23 protein-coding genes and 1 pseudogene are annotated in these 19929 nt (G+C 67.6%); 19 read left to right on the top strand and 5 right to left on the bottom strand.

The window, feature by feature from the left end; genetic code table 11:
- Positions 1–16: 16 nt before the first annotated feature.
- The 16 genes and pseudogenes from AC5P6H_RS13980 to AC5P6H_RS13905 all read left to right on the top strand — a co-directional run bounded on the left by AC5P6H_RS13980 (position 17) and on the right by AC5P6H_RS13905 (position 13053).
- Complete coding sequence (locus AC5P6H_RS13980) at positions 17–565, top strand: KdsC family phosphatase (protein WP_014036245.1); 549 nt, start codon at positions 17–19, stop codon at positions 563–565.
- Complete coding sequence (gene lptC, locus AC5P6H_RS13975; RefSeq protein WP_262093209.1) at positions 562–1137, top strand: LPS export ABC transporter periplasmic protein LptC; 576 nt, start codon at positions 562–564, stop codon at positions 1135–1137. Before AC5P6H_RS13980 ends, lptC begins: the two co-directional genes overlap by 4 nt.
- Before the next feature lie 101 nt (positions 1138–1238).
- Positions 1239–1805 (top strand): lipopolysaccharide transport periplasmic protein LptA, encoded by a 567-nt coding sequence (lptA, locus tag AC5P6H_RS13970; protein WP_032959333.1) that lies wholly within the window; start codon positions 1239–1241, stop codon positions 1803–1805.
- Positions 1805–2524, top strand: coding sequence for an LPS export ABC transporter ATP-binding protein (gene lptB, locus AC5P6H_RS13965; protein ID WP_005415558.1), 720 nt, complete (start codon positions 1805–1807; stop codon positions 2522–2524). The genes lptA and lptB overlap by 1 nt, the downstream gene beginning before the upstream one ends.
- Before the next feature lie 40 nt (positions 2525–2564).
- A complete protein-coding gene (locus AC5P6H_RS13960; protein WP_142234376.1) occupies positions 2565–3986 on the top strand; it encodes an RNA polymerase factor sigma-54 in 1422 nt (473 codons plus the stop codon).
- Positions 3987–4044: 58 nt separating this feature from the next.
- Positions 4045–4362 carry a ribosome hibernation-promoting factor, HPF/YfiA family gene (gene hpf, locus AC5P6H_RS13955; protein WP_005415556.1) on the top strand — a complete coding sequence of 106 codons (318 nt, stop codon included), beginning with the start codon at positions 4045–4047 and terminating at the stop codon, positions 4360–4362.
- A gap of 21 nt (positions 4363–4383) precedes the next feature.
- Complete coding sequence (locus tag AC5P6H_RS13950; protein ID WP_032130191.1) at positions 4384–4836, top strand: PTS sugar transporter subunit IIA; 453 nt, start codon at positions 4384–4386, stop codon at positions 4834–4836.
- A complete protein-coding gene (gene hprK / locus AC5P6H_RS13945) occupies positions 4833–5783 on the top strand; it encodes an HPr(Ser) kinase/phosphatase (protein ID WP_005408388.1) in 951 nt (316 codons plus the stop codon). The genes AC5P6H_RS13950 and hprK overlap by 4 nt, the downstream gene beginning before the upstream one ends.
- 27 nt (positions 5784–5810) lie before the next feature.
- Positions 5811–6695, top strand: coding sequence for an RNase adapter RapZ (rapZ, locus tag AC5P6H_RS13940; protein WP_014646231.1), 885 nt, complete (start codon positions 5811–5813; stop codon positions 6693–6695).
- Positions 6696–7175: 480 nt separating this feature from the next.
- Positions 7176–7568 carry a PTS sugar transporter subunit IIA gene (locus tag AC5P6H_RS13935; RefSeq protein WP_032958481.1) on the top strand — a complete coding sequence of 131 codons (393 nt, stop codon included), beginning with the start codon at positions 7176–7178 and terminating at the stop codon, positions 7566–7568.
- Positions 7561–7830: an HPr family phosphocarrier protein gene (locus tag AC5P6H_RS13930; protein WP_005408385.1), complete on the top strand. Its 270-nt coding sequence runs from the start codon at positions 7561–7563 to the stop codon at positions 7828–7830. The genes AC5P6H_RS13935 and AC5P6H_RS13930 overlap by 8 nt, the downstream gene beginning before the upstream one ends.
- Before the next feature lie 2 nt (positions 7831–7832).
- Positions 7833–9602: a phosphoenolpyruvate--protein phosphotransferase gene (gene ptsP, locus AC5P6H_RS13925; RefSeq protein WP_032958484.1), complete on the top strand. Its 1770-nt coding sequence runs from the start codon at positions 7833–7835 to the stop codon at positions 9600–9602.
- Between the two features lie 228 nt (positions 9603–9830).
- A complete protein-coding gene (mgtE, locus tag AC5P6H_RS13920; RefSeq protein ID WP_008266103.1) occupies positions 9831–11192 on the top strand; it encodes a magnesium transporter in 1362 nt (453 codons plus the stop codon).
- A gap of 60 nt (positions 11193–11252) precedes the next feature.
- A complete protein-coding gene (locus AC5P6H_RS13915) occupies positions 11253–11519 on the top strand; it encodes a hypothetical protein (RefSeq protein WP_032958486.1) in 267 nt (88 codons plus the stop codon).
- A gap of 70 nt (positions 11520–11589) precedes the next feature.
- Positions 11590–12390 carry a carboxylesterase family protein gene (locus tag AC5P6H_RS13910; RefSeq protein ID WP_495202776.1) on the top strand — a complete coding sequence of 267 codons (801 nt, stop codon included), beginning with the start codon at positions 11590–11592 and terminating at the stop codon, positions 12388–12390.
- Positions 12391–12561: 171 nt separating this feature from the next.
- Positions 12562–13053: pseudogene (locus AC5P6H_RS13905) on the top strand (REP-associated tyrosine transposase).
- Between the two features lie 92 nt (positions 13054–13145).
- Here AC5P6H_RS13905 and AC5P6H_RS13900 read toward each other — a convergent pair.
- From AC5P6H_RS13900 to AC5P6H_RS13890, 3 genes are read right to left on the bottom strand one after another with little or no spacing between them, the layout of a single operon-like run.
- Positions 13146–14096 (bottom strand): aspartate carbamoyltransferase catalytic subunit, encoded by a 951-nt coding sequence (locus tag AC5P6H_RS13900; protein ID WP_014646226.1) that lies wholly within the window; start codon positions 14094–14096, stop codon positions 13146–13148.
- A gap of 15 nt (positions 14097–14111) precedes the next feature.
- On the bottom strand, positions 14112–14606 hold the full coding sequence (gene ruvX / locus AC5P6H_RS13895) for a Holliday junction resolvase RuvX (RefSeq protein WP_049440988.1): 495 nt from the start codon (positions 14604–14606) through the stop codon (positions 14112–14114).
- Positions 14599–15165, bottom strand: a complete 567-nt coding sequence (locus AC5P6H_RS13890) for a YqgE/AlgH family protein (protein ID WP_014646224.1) — start codon at positions 15163–15165, stop codon at positions 14599–14601. The genes ruvX and AC5P6H_RS13890 overlap by 8 nt, the downstream gene beginning before the upstream one ends.
- A 91-nt stretch (positions 15166–15256) precedes the next feature.
- On the opposite strand from AC5P6H_RS13890, the gene AC5P6H_RS13885 reads away from it, so the two are divergent.
- On the top strand, positions 15257–17044 hold the full coding sequence (locus AC5P6H_RS13885) for a DUF4153 domain-containing protein (protein WP_049440990.1): 1788 nt from the start codon (positions 15257–15259) through the stop codon (positions 17042–17044).
- Positions 17041–17586, top strand: coding sequence for a DNA-3-methyladenine glycosylase I (locus AC5P6H_RS13880; RefSeq protein ID WP_262088352.1), 546 nt, complete (start codon positions 17041–17043; stop codon positions 17584–17586). Before AC5P6H_RS13885 ends, AC5P6H_RS13880 begins: the two co-directional genes overlap by 4 nt.
- 60 nt (positions 17587–17646) lie before the next feature.
- Here the strand turns inward: AC5P6H_RS13880 and AC5P6H_RS13875 are convergent, their stop codons facing one another.
- Both AC5P6H_RS13875 and AC5P6H_RS13870 read right to left on the bottom strand, forming a co-directional pair.
- Positions 17647–18354: a YitT family protein gene (locus AC5P6H_RS13875; RefSeq protein WP_014036228.1), complete on the bottom strand. Its 708-nt coding sequence runs from the start codon at positions 18352–18354 to the stop codon at positions 17647–17649.
- 110 nt (positions 18355–18464) lie between these two features.
- Positions 18465–18677, bottom strand: coding sequence for a DUF4287 domain-containing protein (locus AC5P6H_RS13870; RefSeq protein ID WP_014646220.1), 213 nt, complete (start codon positions 18675–18677; stop codon positions 18465–18467).
- Positions 18678–18975: 298 nt separating this feature from the next.
- Here AC5P6H_RS13870 and AC5P6H_RS13865 point away from each other — a divergent pair, with 298 nt between their 5' ends.
- Positions 18976–19872, top strand: coding sequence for a LysR family transcriptional regulator (locus AC5P6H_RS13865; protein ID WP_495202775.1), 897 nt, complete (start codon positions 18976–18978; stop codon positions 19870–19872).
- Positions 19873–19929 lie beyond the last annotated feature (57 nt).

Below are 19929 nucleotides of genomic sequence, written 5' to 3'. Positions count from 1 at the left end.
CGAGCCTGCCACCCTGATGCCCTGGTCCCCCCTGCCCGCCTTCCCCGCCCACCTGCATGCCGCCGCGGCCCGCGTCCGCCTGGCCTGCTTCGACGTGGACGGCACCCTCACCGACGGTCGGCTGTACTACGACAAGGACGGCAACGAGAGCAAGGCGTACTTCGTGCAGGATGGCCTGGGCCTGAAACTGCTGCAGCAGCACGGCATCCACCCCGTGCTGATAACCGCGCGCAACAGCCAGTCCGCGCTCAGGCGCGGCGCCGACCTCGGCATCGATACCCAGATCGCCGTGGGCGACAAGCTGGCCAGCGTGCAGGCGCTGTGTGCGCAGCACGGCATCGGTCTGGAGCAGGTGGCCTTCATGGGCGACGACCTGCCGGACCTGGCACCGCTGGGCGCGGTCGGCCTGGCGGTGGCGCCGGCCAACGCCCACCCGTGGATCGCCGAGCGCGTGCATTGGCAGACCCGCGCCGACGGCGGACGTGGTGCAGCCCGTGAGCTGTGTGACATCCTGCTGGCCGCGCAGGGTCATGTGGACGCGGTCCTGGCGAGGTTCGGCGCATGAACCTGCCGAGCCTGAACTGGCGCACACTGCTCGGCATCGGCCTGCTGCTGGCGGCCCTGCTCAGCAGCTGGGCGGCCCTGCGCAACCGCGACAAGGGTCCGGCCACTGCCGGCCAGGATGTCGGCGTGGACTACGTCCTGCACGACTTCCAGGTCGTCGCCCTGGATGAGCACGGCAAGGAATCGACCACCCTGCGCGCACCGTTGCTGGAGCGCCAGCGTGGCGACCAGACCATCAACATCGCCACGCCGCTGTTCGAGATGCCGGACAAGGATGGCAAGCACTGGACCCTGCGTGCCGAGACGGGCTGGCTCAGCGCCAAGGGCGACCAGATGAAGCTGCGCGGCAATGTCGCCGGCGACAGCCCGGCCGATCCGGGCGTGGTGCCGACCACCTTCCGCACCGACCACCTGGACGTGTTCCCGAAGGAGAACCGTGCCCGCACCGATGCGCTGGTCACCATGACCCGCCCCGGCATTGAACAGTCCGGCGTTGGCTTCGAGGTGGATTCGAAGAACAACACGTATCATTTCCTCAGCCAGTCCAAGGGCCGTTACACGCCCCGACGCTGATTCCGCCGCCCTCCTGCGACGTCCCCGGACAGGCGCAAGGCAGGCAGCCCACCCATCCGCCCCCGGTTTCCCGGGCGGCCCCACCGGTAGAACGGACCCCGATGAAGATTCCCTTTGCAGCCGTACTCGCGCTCGGTCTCCTTGTTCCCAGCGCTGCCTTTGCCAAGTCCACCGACCGCAACGAGAACATGAACATCGACTCCGGCGCGCAGTCGGGCGTGCTCACCGGCGATGGCAAGACCGTGCTCTCGCAGGGCGTGACCGTCACCCAGGGCTCGCTGGACATCCGCTCGTCCGAAGCCGAGATCTACCTGAAGGACGGCGAGGCCGTGCGTGCGGTGTTCACCGGCAAGCAGGCCACGATGAAGCAGCAGCTCGACGATGGCACTTGGATGGACGCGGTGGCTGATCGCATCGACTACGACATCAAGACCGAGATCATCACCCTGACCGGCAACTACAAGGTCACCAGCGCGCGCGGCACCAATGCCGGCCAGCGCATGGTCTACAACACCCGTAGCGGCGAAATGAATTCCGGTGGCGATGGCAGCCGCGTGCGCACCGTCATTCCGCCGAAGAACAAGAACGCGGCGGCACAGCCGGCGGCCACGCCCAAGGCGGCGGCGCCGGCCAGCACGTCGGCCAAGCCGGCCGGGAGCAAGAAGTAATGCTCGTCGCCAAGGGCCTGCGCAAGCGCTACAAGCAGCGCGAAGTCGTGAAGGACTTCGGGCTGACCCTCGACGCCGGTGAAGTGGTGGGCCTGCTCGGCCCCAACGGTGCCGGCAAGACCACCTGCTTCTACATGATCGTCGGCCTGGTCGCCGCCGATGCCGGCAGCATCGTGCTCGACGGCAAGGACATCACCAGCGATCCGATGTACACCCGTGCCAAGCAGGGCGTGGGCTACCTGCCGCAGGAGCCGTCGGTGTTCCGCAAGCTGACGGTGGCCGACAACCTCCGCCTGGTACTGGAGCTTCGCGAAGACCTGGATTCGGCCGGCCGCGAACGCGAATTGAACAGCCTGCTCGACGAACTGCAGCTGGGCCATGTGGCCGACCAGCTCGGCGCCAGCCTGTCCGGTGGCGAACGTCGTCGCTGCGAGATCGCCCGCGCACTGGCCGCGCAGCCGCGCCTGATCCTGCTCGACGAACCGTTTGCCGGTGTCGACCCGATCTCGGTGGGTGAAATCCAGCGCATCGTCACCCATCTCAAGCAGCGTGGCATCGGCGTGCTGATCACCGACCACAACGTGCGCGAGACCTTGGGAATCTGCGACCGCGCGTATATCCTCGCCGAGGGCACCGTGCTGGCCCAGGGCTCGCCGGAGGCGATCCTGGACAACGCCGACGTACGTCGCGTCTACCTTGGGGATTCCTTCAAGCTGTGACCGCAGGCGCCGGGTCCCTTTCCTTCCGTTCGGCACAGGCATGAAGACTCGGCTGCAGACATCGTTGGGACAACAGCTGGTGCTCACGCCCCAGCTGCAGCAGGCGATCAAGCTGCTGCAGATGTCCACGACCGAGCTGGAGCTTGAAATCGCCCAGGCCGTGGAGAGCAATCCGCTGCTGGACTGGGCCGACAGCAACGACAGCAGTGCCGCCAATGAGGCCAGCGACAGCACCGATGCCGACGCGCCCGCCGAACGCACCGACAACGGCGACGACTGGGCGCCGGCCGAACTCGACTGGAGTGCCGCCGGCAGTGGTGGCAGCTTCGACGATGACGATGACACCGGCAGTGCCGCCGAGCGCGTGGCGGAAACCGAAACGCTGGCCGACCACCTGCTGTGGCAGCTGCACCTGTCGCATCTTTCCACGCATGACCGCAGCATCGGCGCTGCACTGATCGATGCGCTGGACGACGATGGTTACCTGCGCGAACCGCTGGCCACCATCGCCGAAACCCTGCTGCCGGCGGTCCATGCCGGTGAGGATGAAATCCTCGCGGTGCTGCATCGCATCCAGCGTTTCGACCCGGTCGGCGTTGCCGCGCGCACGCTCGGCGAGTGCCTGCAGCTGCAGCTGGACGTGTTGCCTGCCGATACGCCGGGGCTGGCGCTGGCGCGACAGATTGCCGCAGGCCCGCTGGAACGGCTGCCGCGCAGTGGCGTCTCCGGGCTGGCGCATGAACTGAAACAGCCGCTGGACGAGGTCGACACGGCGGTCGCGCTGCTGCGCTCGCTGGACCCGCGTCCGGGCACGCAGATCGCGCCGCTGTCGCAGGACACCTATGTGGTGCCCGACGTGGTGGTGTGGCGGCAGAACGGCATCTGGCGCGCAGCGCTGGCGGCCCATGCCGGGCCGAAGGTGGTGATCCACCGTGGCTACGAACAGCTGATCCGCCGCTGTGGCGAGGCCGACGCCGGCTACCTGCGCGGCCAGCTGCAGGAGGCGCGCTGGCTGCTGAAGGGCCTGCAGCAGCGCGGCGAAACCCTGCTGCGGGTGGTGCGCAGCCTGATCCTGCAACAGGCCGGCTTCCTCGAATTCGGCGAGCAGGCGCTGCGCCCGCTGACCCTGCGCGAGATCGCCGCCGAGCTGGGCCTGCACGAATCCACGGTGTCGCGCGCGATCGCCCGCAAGCACGTGCGCACGCCGCGCGGCACCCTGCCGCTGCGCGCCTTCTTCGCCTCGGGCATCGATACCGAAGGCGGTGGCGAGGCGTCCAGCACGGCCATCCAGGCGATGATCCGCCGCCTGATCGACGACGAGAACCCGCGCAAGCCGCTTTCTGACGCCAAGCTGGCTGACCTGCTCAAATCGTCGGGAATTCCAGTAGCGCGACGCACCGTGGCGAAGTATCGTGAAGCCATGAACATTTCCGCCTCGCACGAAAGGGTCAGAATCGCTTGACGCGCCGCCGCGCCCGGCGGAGAGGTTCATTGGCACATCCGAACACAGGAGAAACCCGATGCGCATCGAAACGTTTGGCAAAGACGTCGAAGTCACCCCGGCCCTGCAGTCCTATGTAGAGGAGAAGCTGGCCCGGATCGGAAAACACTTCGACCAGCACTGCGAAGCGCGGGTGACCCTCAAGCTGCAGAAGACCGAACACCACGTCGACGCCAGCCTCAACATTCCGGGGCAGACCCTGCACGCCGAGGCGGGCGGCCAGACCATGTATGCCGCGATCGACCTGCTTGCGGACAAGCTTGACCGCCTGGTCATCAAGCACAAGGAGAAAAAACAGCAGCACGCACCGCTGCCGGTGGGCGACAATGGTGGCTGATCGCCACCGTTCCCCGCAGACATGCCCCTGACTGACCTCCTGGCGGCCGTGCAGACCCAGCTCTGCACGGCCACCGACCGTGACAGCGTCCTGCAGGCCGCCGCCGGGTTGCTGGCCTGCCGCCAGGCCAACGCCGAACAGATCTATCTGAACCTGTGCCAGCGCGAAGCCCTGGGCAGCACCGCGATCGGCCACGGCATCGCCATCCCCCACGGCCGCGCGCCGACCCTGGACCGCCCCCGTGGCGCCCTGCTGCGACTGGCGACCCCGGTCGATTTCGGCGGCGACGAACCGGTGGACCTGGTGTTCGCGATGGCCGTCCCCGCCCACTACACCCACCAGCACCTGATGCTGCTGTCCGAGCTGGCCGAGCTGTTTTCCGCACCGGACATCCGCCAGGCCCTGCGCGAAGCCGGCGATGCCCGGGCGCTGCGCGAGGCGCTGGACATGACCCCACCTGCGAGTGCCGCATGAATACCAGCATCACCGCCCGTGAACTGTTCGAACAGCAGCGCGAGCGGCTGGGGCTGCGCTGGGCCGCTGGCAAATCCGGTGAGAAACGCGAGCTGGAGGCCGGCAACACGGTCTCGCGGCGTCCGTCGCTGGCCGGCTACCTCAATGCGATCTATCCCAACAAGGTGCAGATCCTGGGCACCGAGGAACTGTCCTGGCTGGACGCGCTGGAACCCCGCCAGCGTTGGGAGACCATCGAGAAGATCATGCAGTCGCATCCGCTGGCGCTGGTGCTGACCCGCAACCAGGCGTGCCCGGAAGACCTGCGCGCGGCCGCCGATGAATCCGGCACACCGCTGTGGCTGTCGCCCAAGCGCGGCCACGAACTGCTCAACCACCTGTCCTACCACCTGGCGCGCACGCTGGCGCCGCGGGTGATCCTGCATGGCGTGTTCATGGAGATCTATTCCATCGGCGTGCTGATCACCGGTGAGGCCGGGTCGGGCAAGAGCGAGCTGGCGCTGGAGCTGCTAAGCCGCGGCCATCGCCTGGTAGCCGACGATGCGCCCGAATTCACCCAGATCGCCCCGGACGTGCTCGACGGCACCTGCCCCGAACTGCTGCAGGACCTGCTGGAAGTGCGCGGCCTGGGCGTGCTGAATGTGCGCGAGATGTTCGGCGACACGGCTGTAAAGAAGAACAAGTACCTTCGGCTGATCGTCCACCTGACCAAGCCGATGACCGAACCCACCCCGCATGGCTACGAGCGCCTGACCGGCGACTCGGGCACCCGCCATGTGCTGGACCTCGACGTTCCGCTGATCACCCTGCCGGTGATGCCCGGCCGCAACCTGGCCGTGCTGACCGAAGCCGCCACCCGCCTGCACATCCTGCGCACCAAGGGCATTGATCCGGCAGCGATGTTCATCGCCCGCCACAGCAATCTGCTGGAACGGCGAACACCCTGATTCCCCTGCCCCTCGAAGAGCCTGTTCATGAGCACCGCCACCCCCTCCGCCCCGACCCTGATCATCGTCAGCGGCCTGTCCGGCTCGGGTAAATCCGTCGCCCTGAAGACCTTCGAGGATCAGGACTACTACTGCTCGGACAACCTGCCGATCCACCTGCTGCCGGACTTCGTGCGCAGCCTGCTGGCCAACCACGATGGCAGCGCGCCGCGCCGGCTGGCGGTGGGCATCGACGTGCGCGGCCAGGCCGACCTGAGCCAGCTGGGCGACTGGCGGCAGCTGGCCACCGACGCCGGCGTGGAAGTGAAGGTGCTGTTCTTCGAGGCCAGCGACGAAACGGTGCTCAAGCGCTATGCCGACACCCGCCGCCGCCATCCGCTGAGCCAGCTGGGCCTGTCATTGCCCGAGGCGATCGCCCGCGAGCGCGAGCTGACCGCGCCATTGCGCCGCGAGGCCGATGCGGTGATCGATACCAGCAACCTCAACGTGCACCAACTGCGGCGGCGGATCATCACCGAGTTCGCGATGGACCATGCCACCGGCCTGTCGCTGCTGTTCGAATCATTCGCCTACAAGCGCGGTGTACCCGCCGAGGCAGACTTCGTGTTCGATGCGCGGGTGCTGCCCAATCCACACTGGGACCCGGACCTGCGTGCGCTCAGCGGCCGCGAACCGGGTGTGCGCGACTACCTGGAAGCGCAACCGGACGTGCAGCGCTACCTGGCCCAGCTGATGGATTTCCTCGATACCTGGCTGCCGAAACTGGGTGATGGCACCCGCAGCTACGTGACCGTGGCGTTCGGCTGCACCGGCGGCAAGCACCGCTCGGTGTTCCTGGCCGAGCGCATGGCCCGGCATGCCCGCGAGATGGGCTGGCAGGACGTGGCGACGTACCACCGCGAACAGGATTGAGGGGGGCCGGCCGGGCTGCGCCCGGCACCCGTCGGTAGTGCCGGCCGCTGGCCGGCAACAGCAACAGCAAAAGCGGCATTCCGTGGGATGGCGGGGCGGTGTGGGTAGGCAGGACACGCCGTGCCCCCCCCTCCGGGGTCCGGCCCAGCCGCTGGCGGCTGGGCGTTCGGGCGCTTGCGAAGCAGTGCTTCGCAAGCAAAGCGCCCTCACCCATGGGGGCTCGATGGCGCCAACGGTCCTGCCTACCCACACCGCCCCGCCTCTGACAGATTCCGTGCGCTGTTGGTAGGTGTCGACCTTGGTCGACACGATGGATCCACACCATGCGTGGATGAATCGCTGCCAGGCATCGAAAAACGCATGGGGTCGGATCCCTTTTCCAGGGGAAAAGGGCTCTGACCCCGATAACGCTGAATACGGGACACAGTGCCCCTCATCTGCTGCTATCGCCGATTCACCTTGACCTGTTAACGTGCAGTAATGACCTGTGGCATTCTCCTCGTAACACATCCCGGGGTCGGGACCGCCCTGCTTGACGTGGCGACCCGGCTCCTGCGGCAATTGCCGCTGAAAACCGAAGCTTTCGAAGTACCGTTCGACGCAGACATGGACGCCCTGCTCCCGCTCGCCTCGGCCGCCCTGCGGCGGGTCGACAGTGGTGAGGGCGTGCTGATCCTGACCGACCTGTACGGCGCCAGCCCCGCCAACCTTGCAGGGCAGCTGGCCCGGCTGGGGACCCCGGTTCGCCGGGTGTCGGCGCTGAGCCTGCCGATGTTGCTGCGGGTGATGAATTATCCGGAACAGGGACTGGATCAACTGCCCGCCACAGCCGCGGCGGGTACCCGTAATGGAGCGATAGTCGACGATGCTTGAACGAGAACTCACCGTCAGCAACCGCCTGGGCCTGCATGCCCGGGCCACCGCCAAGCTGGTGCAGACCCTGGCGCCGTTCCGCTGCAACGTGACCATGGCCGCCAAGGGCCGTGAGATCAACGCCAAGAGCATCATGGGCGTGATGCTGCTGGCCGCCGGCCAGGGCACTCCGGTCACCGTGCGCATCAACGGCGAAGATGAAGCCGCCGCGATGGAGGCGGTGGTCGGCCTGTTCGAACGCCGCTTCGACGAGGACAGCTGAGCGTGCCACGCGCACGCGCCGGCCAGCTCCCTTCCGGCCAACGGCCGGTACAGCTGTTGGCCGGCCATGGCGCGGCGCGCGGAACGGCGATGGGCCGGGCGCGCGTGCGACTGCCGCATGCATTGGAAGTGGCCGAGCAACGCGTGGCCGCCCACCAGGTCGAGGCCGAACTGGCCCGCCTGCACCGTGCGCTGGATGCCGCGCGTACGGAAATGCACGAACTGCGTCAGCGCCTGCATGGCGCACTGAACCAGGAAGTGGGCGAGTTCCTCGACCTGCACGCGTTGCTGCTGGACGACCCCGAGCTGCTGTATGGCCTGGACGAACTGATCCGCAGCGGCCCGTACAGTGCCGGCTACGCGCTGCGCCTGCAGCGTGACCGCCTGGCCAAGGTCTTCGATGGCATGGACGATGCCTACCTGAAGAGCCGCATGGACGATCTCGACCATGTGATCGGCCGCATCCACGCCTTCCTGCAACCCGAACGCCCGCCGGTGATGAAGGGCCTGGCCGGCGAGATCCTGGTCTGCGACAACATCGCCCCATCCGAACTGGCGCAGCTGCAGGCGCAGGGGGTGGTCGGCATCGTCACCGCCGCCGGCAGCGCGCTGTCGCACAGCGCAATCCTGGCGCGCAGCCTGCACCTGCCCCTGATCGTCAATGTGCCGCAACTGCTCAGCCGCGTCGCCGACGGCGACGTGCTGATCATCGACGGTGCCGACGGCAGCATCACCGTCAACCCGCTGGCCGACAACCTGCGTGACTACCGCGCACGCCTGAAGGAACACGCGCGCGAGCAGCGCGAGCTTGGCCGCCTGCGCAGCAAGCCCAGCCGTACCCGCGACCAGGTCGACATTGCCCTCCTGGCCAATGCCGAATCGCTGGAGGACGTCACCCAGGCGCATGCGCTGGGCGCGCAGGGGCTGGGCCTGTACCGCACCGAATTCCTGTTCCTGCAGCGCAACGAGCTGCCGGACGAAGAAGAACAGTTCCAGACCTACCGTGATGCCGCACTGGGCATGAGCGGCCGGCCGGTGACCATCCGCACGCTCGACCTGGGTGCGGACAAGGCCGATCGTACCGGCCTGACCCTGAGCAACGAAGAGAACCCGGCACTGGGCCTGCGCGGCGTGCGCCTGTCGCTGGCACGGCCCAAGGTGGCCGACACCCAGCTGCGCGCGATCCTGCGCGCCTCGGCCTACGGCAAGCTGCGCGTGCTGGTGCCGATGGTCAGCACCCGCGAGGAACTGCTGGCGGTGCGCCGGCGCATGCTCAAGCTGAGCGAACAGCTGCGCAGCGAAGGCCATATGGTGTCCGAGCACGTGCCGCTGGGCGCGATGATCGAAGTCCCGGCGGCGGCATTGGCGCTGGAGAGTTTCATCGATCTGGTCGATTTCCTGTCGATCGGCACCAACGACCTGGTGCAGTACCTGCTGGCCGCCGACCGCAACAACGAGGCGCTGGGCGAGTTGTATTCACCGTTGCACCCGGCGGTGCTGCGGCTGTTGCAGATGGTGATCGAGACCGGCGCACGCCACCGCATTCCGGTGGCGGTCTGCGGCGAGATGGCCGGTGATGCGCGGATGACCCCGTTGCTGCTGGCGCTGGGCCTGAGCGAGTTCAGCCTGCATCCCGGTACGTTGCTGGAGGTGCGCCGTGCCATCCGCGAAGCCGATCTGGGTGCGCTGCGCGCCCGTGCCCCGAAGCTGCTGGCCGCGCGCGACCGCCGCGCCATCGAACGCTGGCTGGCGCTGGTGGCCGATACGCCCTGACACCACCCGCTCGCCGGGCATGCACGCCTGGGGCCAGATCCCTTTTCCGCGGGAAAAGGGATCTGGCCCCGTCTCGTTGAAGGCCAAGAGGTTGCCGGCCAGCGGCCGGCACTACCGCCACCCGGCGGCTATGCGTTGAAACATCCCCTTGCGATAATGACGCGCTGAACACCCCTGTTGCCGCATCCTTGCCGGGATCGCGGCTTTTCTTATCCCGCGGGAGCTGCGATGGCTGAAGCTGTACGCCACGACAAGACTGCGCGCCAACTGCGGATGTTGTCCGATGCACTGGACAGCGGCCGGCTGGGCCCGGTACGTCGGCTGGTCAACACCCTGGCCCCGGCCGAGATCGGCAACCTGCTTGAATCGCTGCCGCCGGGCAAGCGCGAGGTGGTGTGGGGCCTGGTTGATCCGGAAGATGACGGCGAGGTGCTGGTCCACGTCGGCGAAGACGTGCGCGAGAGCCTGCTCGCGGACATGGACCCGGACGAGATCATCGCCGCGGTCGAAGACCTGGACATCGACGACCTGGCCGACCTGGTCGAAGACCTGCCCGATACGGTCATCGACGAGGTCCTCAAGTCGATGGACCGCGAGAACCGCGAGCGCCTGGAGCAGGTGCTGTCCTATCCCGAGGACAGCGCCGGCCGCCTGATGAACCCGGACGTGGTGACCGTGCGCGCCGACGTCAATGTCGACGTGGTGCTGCGCTACCTGCGCCTGCGCGGCGAACTGCCGGACCATACCGATCACCTGTTCGTGGTCAGCCGGCGCCATCAGTACCTCGGCCGGGTGTCGCTGGCGGCACTGGTGACCCACGAGGACACCACCCCGATCAACCGCCTGATCGACGACGAGCAGCCGGCCATTGACGTCGGCGAGAGCGACCAGGAGGTCGCCCGCCAGTTCTCCGACCATGACTGGATCTCCGCGCCGGTGGTGGACGACAACAACATCCTGATCGGCCGCATCACCATCGATGACGTGGTCGACATCATCCGTGGCCAGGCCGAGCACCAGGCACTGGGCGCCGCCGGCCTGGACGAGGACGAAGACCTGTTCAGCCCGGTCTGGCGCGCCATGCGCCGACGCTTGATGTGGCTGTCGGTGAACCTGTGCACCGCCTTCCTGGCCTCCAGCGTGGTCGGCCACTTCGAAGGCACCATCGACAAGCTGGTGGCGCTGGCCGTGCTGATGCCGATCGTGGCGGGCCTGGGCGGCAATGCCGGTACCCAGGTGCTGGCGCTGATGGTGCGTGGCCTGGCACTGGGCCAGGTAGGCGCGTCCAACGCGCGCACGCTGCTGTGGAAGGAGGTGCGGGTCGCCTTGTTGAACGGCGTGATGCTGGGTTCCGTGCTGGGGCTGATCGTGCTGGCCTGGTTCCACTCGCCCGGGCTGTCGGCAGTGATCGCCATCGCGCTGACCTGCAACCTGCTGTTCGCCGCACTGGCCGGCGTGCTGGTGCCACTGACCCTGAAACGCTTCGGCTTCGACCCGGCGCTGGCCAGCGGCATCTTCCTGACCGCCGTGACCGACTCGATGGGCTTCTTCACCTTCCTCGGCCTGGCCACGCTGGTGCTGCTGCACTGAACCCTGCAGGGTCGGATCTCCGCTGCGCGGGGCTCTGACCCGATCCCAACTGGAACACCCATGGCAACAACGATCGAAAACTATTTCCAGCCCGGCTGGCGCGACCAGCAGCACACCTGCCCGGCCTGCGAATGGAAGGGCAGCTCGCGTGCTATGGAGATGGAGCTGGACGAGGACGCCACCGAGTACGCCTGCCCGGTCTGCGAGAACCCGCTGCTGGTGGTGCTGCATCCGGACATCGCGCAGGTGCAGGCCGCCGCCGCCGAGGGCAATGCCGAAGCGCAGGAGCAGCTGGACATCATTGCCAGTTTCCCGCGACCGGAGTGACGCGCCGCACGATGCCGCGTTGACCTGCGGCGGGCTAGGATGCAGCTGACCCTGCCGCCCCGGAAATCCCATGGTCCGATTGATGTCGCGCTGGCTGCCGCTGCTGGCCTTTCTGATGATGAGCGGTTGCACTTCGCTGCCGGACAGCGCGCGCGGCCGTTTCGAGGGCCGCGCAGTGAAGGTGGACGGCGAGACCGCCTACTACCAGGTGTTCATTCCGGCCGGCGTTCAGGCCACCGCTCCCACCAGACTCCCGGTCATCCTGTTCCTGCACGGCTCCGGCGAGCGTGGCGGCGACGGTGTCAAGCAGACCCATGCGGGGCTGGGGCCGCACCTGCGCAGGCACGCGGCCGACTTCCCCGCATTGGCCGTATTCCCCCAGGTGCCGGGCCACCAGGAATGGAGCGGGCGCAACAACCGCGTTGCGCTGGCCGCCCTGGACGCCACCATCGCCGAGTTCGGTGCCGATCCCTCACGGCAGTACCTGACCGGGATGTCGATGGGCGGCTATGGGAGCTGGAACATCGCGCTGGATGACCCCGGGCGCTTCGCCGCGATCGTGCCCGTGTGCGGCGCGGTGCTGGCGCCACGCGCGGTGCGCCCGACCCTGTTCGTCGAGCAGGTCGCCCAGGAAACCGATCCGTATGCGGCCATCGCCCAGCGCCTGAGAGGCACGCCGATCTGGATCTTCCACGGTGCGCTGGATGATGTAGTGCCACCGGACGACGATCGCAGACTGCACGCCGCATTCCGGAGCGCCGCTGCACGCGACGTGCGCTACACCGAGTACCCGGAAGGCAACCACAACGCCTGGGACGCCACCTATGCCGACCCGGCGATGTGGGCATGGCTGTTCGCGCAGAAGCGCTGAGCCGCAGCTTCAGTAGTTGCCAACCTTGGTTGGCATTGACTGCCCTGGTAGTTGCCAACCTTGGTTGGCACTGACTGCTCTGGTAGTTGCCAACCTTGGTTGGCACTGGCCTACCTGAAACCAACCCATTCCCCGATGTTCACTGGAAGCAGGCCCGTCCATGCTTGCTCCATGCAGAACACACGTCTCCTGCTCGGTCGTCGCTCCAGCATCGGCCTCAGCTATATCCTCACCGCCGTCGTCCATGACCGCGCGCCGCTCTTCACCAACGCCGCAGCGGCCGCCTTGGCAGTCCGCTAATTCCAGCGACTGGATCAGGAAGGCTTCACCCGCTCGATTGCGTACGTGGTCATGCCCGACCACATCCACTGGCTGGTCGAACTACGTGCGGGAACGCTGGAAACCGTCATGAAGCGTTTCAAGTCGCGCACAGCCCAGCAGGCAAACCGGTTGCTGGGGCGAGTCGGGCGCTTCTGGCAGGCCTGCTATCACGATCATGCGATCCGCTCTGACGAATCGTTGCACCGGCGTGCGATGTACCTGATGGGAAATCCGATCAGGGCCGGACTGGCGACGCGGCTTGGGCAATATCCCCATGCATGGTGCGAATGGGAGCTTGGGGCTTCGTGTGATCCGCTCGACAACTTGGGCGCGGATGGATAGTGCCAACCAAGGTTGGCATCTACCAGAGCGGTGCGCGGACAAGCCGCGCGGCAAGTGTGTCAACCAAGGTTGACACCTACCAGAGCGGGTGGTCAGCCCAGCAGGGTTTCCAGCACGGCCATGCGCACGGCGACGCCGTTGGCGACCTGGCGCAGCACCCACGACTGCGGGCCGTCGGCCACGTCGTCGGTCACTTCCACGCCGCGGTTGATCGGGCCCGGGTGCAGCACCGCGGCATCCTTGCCGGCGCGCGCCAGGCGCTCGCGGGTCAGGCCGTACTGGGCGTGGTACTGCTCCAGCGACGGCACCAGGCCTTCTTCCATGCGCTCGCGCTGCAGGCGCAGCATCATCAGCGCGTCGACGCCTTCCAGCATCGCGTCGAAATCATCGCCGACCACGCAGCCCTTCAGGGTCTCATCGTCCGGCAGCAGCGACTGCGGGCCGCACACGCGGATCTCACCCACGCCCAGCGTGCGCAGCGCATGCAGGTCGGTGCGGGCCACGCGCGAGTGCTTCACGTCGCCGACGATCACCACTTTCATCTTCGAGAAATCCGGGCCCTTGGCCTGGCGCAGGGTCAGCATGTCCAGCAGGCCCTGGGTCGGGTGCGCGCTGCGGCCGTCACCGGCGTTGATCAGTGCGGTGCCCTCGCCCGCCGCTTCTGCCAGTGCGGCTACCGCGCCATCCTCCGGGTGGCGCACCACGAAGCCGCGCACGCCCATCGCTTCCAGGTTGCGCAGCGTATCGCAGGCGGTTTCGCCCTTGCGGGTGGACGAGGTCGAGGCATCGAAGTTGAGCACATCGGCGCCCAGGCGCTGCGCGGCCAGCTGGAATGAGCTGCGGGTGCGCGTGGACGGCTCGAAGAACAGCGTGCACACCGCCGAACCGGCCAGCACGTGGCGCTTGTTGCCGACGCGGCCGACTGCGGCATCGCGGATCTGACCTGCCCGGTCAAGCAGCTGCAGCAGGGTCCCGCGCGGCAGGCCCTCCAGGGTCAGCAGGTGGCGCAGGCGTCCGGAGGCATCGATTTGCTGGGCGGTCATGGCGGTGTCGGGCAGTCAGGGAATGGGGGTGGCGTCGTCGGGGGACGACAGCCAGCGGTCGATGATCACCGCCGCGGCCACGGCATCGAGCGCGGCCGCATCACGGCGGCGCTTGCGCCCTTCGGCGCGCTCGACGGCGAAGCGGCGGGCGGCCTCGACCGAGCTGGAACGCTCGTCGATCATCACCACCGGCAGCTTGAAACGTTCCCGCAGCTGGCGGGCGAAGCCCTGCGCGCGCTTGCGGTTGGGTTGGTCCTGGCCGTCCAGGGTCAGCGGGTCGCCGACCACCAGGCCGTCGGGCTTCCATTCCTTGAGCAGGCGTTCGATCGCGGTCCAGTCCGGGCCATTGCCGTGCACATCGACCACCGCCACCGCGCGCGCATGCGCAGCGAAGGCACTGCCGATGGCCACGCCGATCCGCCGCGAGCCGACGTCGAAACCCAGAACGGTGCCGTCACGGCGGATCGCCGGGGCAGCAGGAGCCGGTACGGGCGTGGCCGGCTCAGACATGGCCGCTGTAGTCGGTCAGGCGGAACAGGTCCACGCCGATGCGCGAGGCCGCACCCTGCCAGCGCTGCTCCAGTGGCAGCTGGAACACCAGCTCGGCATCGGCCGGCACGGTCAGCCAGCTGTTCTCGGACAGCTCGCTTTCCAGCTGCCCTGCGCCCCAACCGGCACAGCCGAGGGTGACCACGGCATTGGCCGGGCCTTCGCCACGCGCCATCGCTTCAAGGATGTCGCGCGAAGTGGTCAGGTACAGGCCGTCACCCACGATCAGGCTGGAATCCCACGCCCGCGCGTCGTCATGGATGACGAAGCCGCGCTCGGGATGCACCGGGCCGCCGTTGAGCACCATGCGCGCCTGCAGGTCGCCGTCACCGGTGGTGATGTCCATCTGTGCAAGCACTTCACCCAGCGTGTACTCGGAAGGCTGGTTGACCAGCACGCCCATCGCCCCGTTCTCGTCGTGCTGGCAGATCAGCGCGACGCTGCGGGCAAAGGTCGCGTCGAGCAGCGACGGCAGCGCGACGAGGAGGTGATCGGCGAGGGAGGTCGGCGTTACAGGCATGGTCCCATTCTACCTGCTGGGGGCGGGATGGTCGCGCAATGGCGGCGAACCGCGATGGGCTAGGATGGTGCTTTGCCATGGAAGGTCATCGATGCAGTCTTCATCGCCCCTGACCCTGCCGGCACGCAGCGCCATCGTCCTGATTGCCCTGCTGCAGGGTCTGATGCTGTATGCCGCGCAGGAACTGTCCGATGCGTGGCCGTTCCGCGATATCGGCTGGCGCTACTGCTGGTACGCCTGGGTGCTGGCCATTCCCAGCGCGGTGGCGCTGAGCCTGGTCGAGCTGGGCCAGCGCCGCCTGTGGCTGCAGGCCGTGCTCGGCTCGGCGGTGGTGCTGGCGCTGGCCGCCTGGATCGGCTGGAACCTCACTGGCGAGACCGCGCTGGAGTCGAGCGCGCTGCAGTTTCCACTGACCCTGGGCATGGCCGTGGCGGTGTTCGTGGTGCTGCCCTGGTGGCAGTTCCAGCTGCAGCACGGGCACTGGCGCGCCAGCTACCCCGAGCTGTTCGAGCGCGCCTGGCAGAACGGTTTGACCCTCGCCCTGGCGGCACTGTTCACCGGGCTGACCTGGCTGCTGCTGTGGCTGTGGGCGGCGCTGTTCCAGCTGCTGGAGGTCACCGTCTTCCGCGACCTGTTCCGCCAGGATGCCTTCATTGCGCTGGCTACCGGCAGCCTGGCCGGGTTCGGCGTGCTGATCGGGCGCACCCAGCACCGCGCGATCCAGATCACCCGCCAGGTGCTGTTCGCGATCTGCCGCGGACTGCTGCCGCTGCTCTCGTTCATCGCCGTATTGTTCGTGCTGAGCCTGCCGCTTACCGGGCTGGAACCGCTGTGGAAGACCCGCTCGGCCGCCAGCCTGCTGCTGGTGCTGTCGCTGTTGCTGGTGACGTTCACCAATGCGGTCTACCAGCAGGGGGACGACACCGCGCCCTACCCCGTCGTGCTGCGCCGTCTGGTTGAAGCCAGCCTGCTGGCGCTGCCGGTCTACGCCGCACTGGCGCTGTACGCACTGGGGCTGCGCGTGGTGCAGTACGGCTGGACCGTGGACCGGTTCTGGGCGGTACTCGTCGCAGTGGCCGTGGCCGGCTATGCCGTGGGCTACGCGCTGGCGGTGCTGCGCCGGCAGCGCCGCTGGTTGCAGATGCTGGAGCCGGTCAACCGCTGGATGTGCTGGGCGGTGCTGGCACTGGCATTGCTGGGCAACTCGCCGCTGCTGGACCCGGTGCGGCTGACCCTGTCCAGCCAGCTGGCGCGCCTGCGTGCCGACCCGCCCGCGATCACCAGCAGTGACGTCAACGTGCTGCGCTTCGATCTTGGCCACCGCGGCGTGCGGGCGCTGCGCGAACTGCAGCGTGATCCAGCCATCACCGCCGATGCCAACGCGCCACAGGTGATCGCTGCCGCGCTGGCACGTACCTCGCGCTGGGATGACGGCCAGCGCCTCGACAAGGGGCCGCAGGACGTCGTCGCCCTGCAGCGCGCGTTGAAGCTGGCCAAGGGATCCAGCTCGCCACCGGACGACTGGTGGCAGGCACTGGCCACGCGCGCGATCGATGGCGAATCCTGCGCCCAGAGCGAGCGCGACTGCCTGATCGTGCATCGCGATCTGGATGGCGACGGGAACACCGACGTGCTGCTGTGCGAGCTGTACACCATCCGTGGGCCGGACTGCGTGCTGTACGCACGTGGCAGGGACAACCACTGGCGCCGGGCCGGTTCGCTGTTCGGCACCGCCAGCGGCCAGGCCGAGGCGATCAACCAGGCGCTGCGTGATGGCAAACTCACTCTTGAACCGCCGCGCTGGCCGATGCTGTCCATTGGTGGGCGCCCCGCAGTGGCCATCGATCCCGAACCCGAATCCAGCGAGTCTTCCCCATGAGCGGCTACTGCCTCATCGCCCCGGGCCATCCGGTGCACGACTACTACCACGCCAATGAATACGGCTACCCGCAGCGTGACGAGCGCGAGCTGTTCGAGCGGCTGGTGCTGGAAATCAACCAGGCCGGGCTGAGCTGGGAAACGATCCTGAAAAAGCGCGAGGGCTTCCGCGCGGCCTATGACGGCTTCGATGTCGACCGCGTGGCGGCCTATGCCGAGCAGGACATCGAGCGCCTGCTATCGGACGCGGGCATCATCCGCAACCGGCTGAAGGTACTGGCCGCCATCCACAACGCGCAGGTGATCCAGCAGCTGCGGGCCAGTCATGGCAGCTTCGCGGCGTGGCTGGATGCGCATCACCCGCGCAGCAAGGCCGACTGGGTGAAGCTGTTCAAGAAGACCTTCCGCTTCACCGGTGGCGAGATCACCGGCGAGTTCCTGATGAGCCTGGGCTACCTGCCCGGCGCGCACGCCGAGGATTGCCCGGTGCATGCGCGGCTGCTGACGCTGTCGCCGCCGTGGTTGCAGGCCGCCGTCCGCTGAGGGATCTCCGCGCGTGGATGCCGGTAGTGCCGGCCGCTGGCCGGCAACCCCGTTGAACGGTCACACGCCCATGTAACGGCCGGGGCGGTGGTTGAACATCAGCACCAGGCTGAGCACCACCGCGCCGATGGCCGAGTACAGCACCTTCGATGGCGACAGCACGAAGAACGCGGCTACCATCAGGCAGGCGTCGTAGGACATCTGCACCTTGCCGGCGCTCCAGCCTCGGGTGCGCTGCAGGTACACCGCCAGGATGCCGATGCCGCCAAGGCTGGCGCGGTGTCGGATGAAGAACAGGATGCCGAGGCCGGACAAGGCACCACCGACGATCGCCGAATACAGCGGGTTGATGTGCGAGAAGTCGATCCAGCGCGGCAGCAGGTCGGTCAGCACGCCACAGGCGGTGACCGCAGCGAAGGTCTTCAGGGTGAATTCCCAGCCCATGCGCCGCAGCGCCACCCAATAGAACGGCAGGTTGACCAGCACGAACACCAGGCCGAAGTTCCAGCCCATCGCGTAGTGCAGCAGGAAGGCCATGCCCGCCATGCCGCCGATCATCAGCCCGCCCTTGGCGAAGATGGCCAGGCCCAGCGAGGCCACCATCGTGGCCAGCACCATGCCCTGCACGTCCTCGGCGATCGAGTGACGCAGCGCTTTTTCGTCGGCGGTGGTGCCAGCACTGTCGGGCGGCGGGGTCAGCGGACCGGCGGTGACCAGGTGGCCGTCAGCGTCGTCGCACGGCGCGGGGCCATGGGAAGGAAGGGACATGCGGTGGGGGAACAGCAGGTGGGGAGCGGTATTAGACACGATCTGCATGACAGTTGCAGATGAAATCGTTCAACTGAATGCGCCTCGCACTGCCCCGGGCTCGGCGCTGCTCAGCCCTTGCCGGCCAGATGGTGAGCCACCAGTGCGTTGGCATGGCCATGGCCCAAGCCATGTTCACTCTTCAGGAAGCTGACCAGTTCCATGTGTTTCAGGCCCTTCTTCCCGGCCAGCAACCCGAACCAGTGCGCCACCGGCTGCCCGTAGGTCTTCTCGATGGAGGGGAAATACGAGGCCGGGCCTTTCGGCTTGGTGTCAGTGCTCATGTGCAGCTCCCGTTGAAGTCATTCATTCGACGAACCACAGACGCAGAAATCGACACACCCAAACGTCCGACCCCGCCTCGCCCGACAGGCCGCAGCCAACTGTCGAAGGCGGGGTGGGTCCGGTTGAGGGGGTGTGAGCGGCATGGATGCCGCGACCAAGCCCCCATGGATGGGTTTACGGCGTCCCCCTCAATCGGGCCCACCCCGCCATCTCACGGATAGCCAGTTTTTGAAGTTGACGTGGCCGTTGACGTTGCTTCGGCAGGTGCCGGGCGCAGCCCGGCCGTATCATTCCAGCATGCCCCGCGAAAACCTCAACGACCTGCAGGCCTTCGTCCACGTTGCCCGCGAGGGCAGCTTCACCCGGGCCGCCGCCCAGCTGGGCGTGTACCAGTCCGCGCTCAGCCATGCCATGCGCGGCCTGGAACAGCGCCTGGGCGTGCGCCTGCTGACCCGTACCACCCGCAGCGTATCGACCACCGAAGCCGGTGCCCGCCTGCTCGACACCCTGGGCCCACGCCTGGCCGAGATCGAGGACGGGCTGGCCGCACTGGCCGAGTACCGCGAACGCCCGGCCGGCACCATCCGCATCAATGCCACCGGCCATGCCGCCGAGTACATCGCTTGGCCGCGGCTGGCGCCGTTGTTGCAGCGTTATCCGGACCTGAAGGTGGAACTGACCACCGACTACGGCCTGGCCGACATCGTCGCCGAGCGCTACGACATCGGCATCCGCCTCGGCGAGCGCCTGGCGCGCGACATGGTCGCGGTGCCGATCAGCCCGCCGCTGCGCATGCGCGTGGTCGGTGCACCCAGCTACTTCCGCCAGCACGTGGTGCCGCAGCATCCGGACGACCTGGCCAAGCACAACTGCGTGACCCTGCGCCTGCCTACGCATGGGGGACTGATGCCGTGGGATTTCGGCCAGGATGGCAACGAACTGAGTGTGCGCGTTGGCGGGCAATGGACGTTCAACACCATGGGCATGACCCGCGCCGCTGCGCTGGCCGGCAGCGGACTGGCCTGGCTGCCGGAAGACCAGGTGCAGCCGATGCTGGACGATGGCCGCCTGCAGTCGGTGCTGGACGACTGGTGCCCGCACTTCGATGGCTACTACGCGTACTACCCGTCGCGCCGCCACGTCACCGTGGCGATGCGCACGGTGCTTGATGCGCTGCGCGGGCCGCTGGGGTGAGGGGCAAGGCGTGCGGACCAACGGTCCGCACCCACCACCAACGGTCCGCACCCAGCT

It is taken from the genome of Stenotrophomonas sp. YJH_SMC_110, assembly GCF_059369255.1.
The sequence above is the reverse complement of the archived record's forward strand: the minus strand, read 5'-3'. Positions and strand labels throughout refer to the sequence as shown.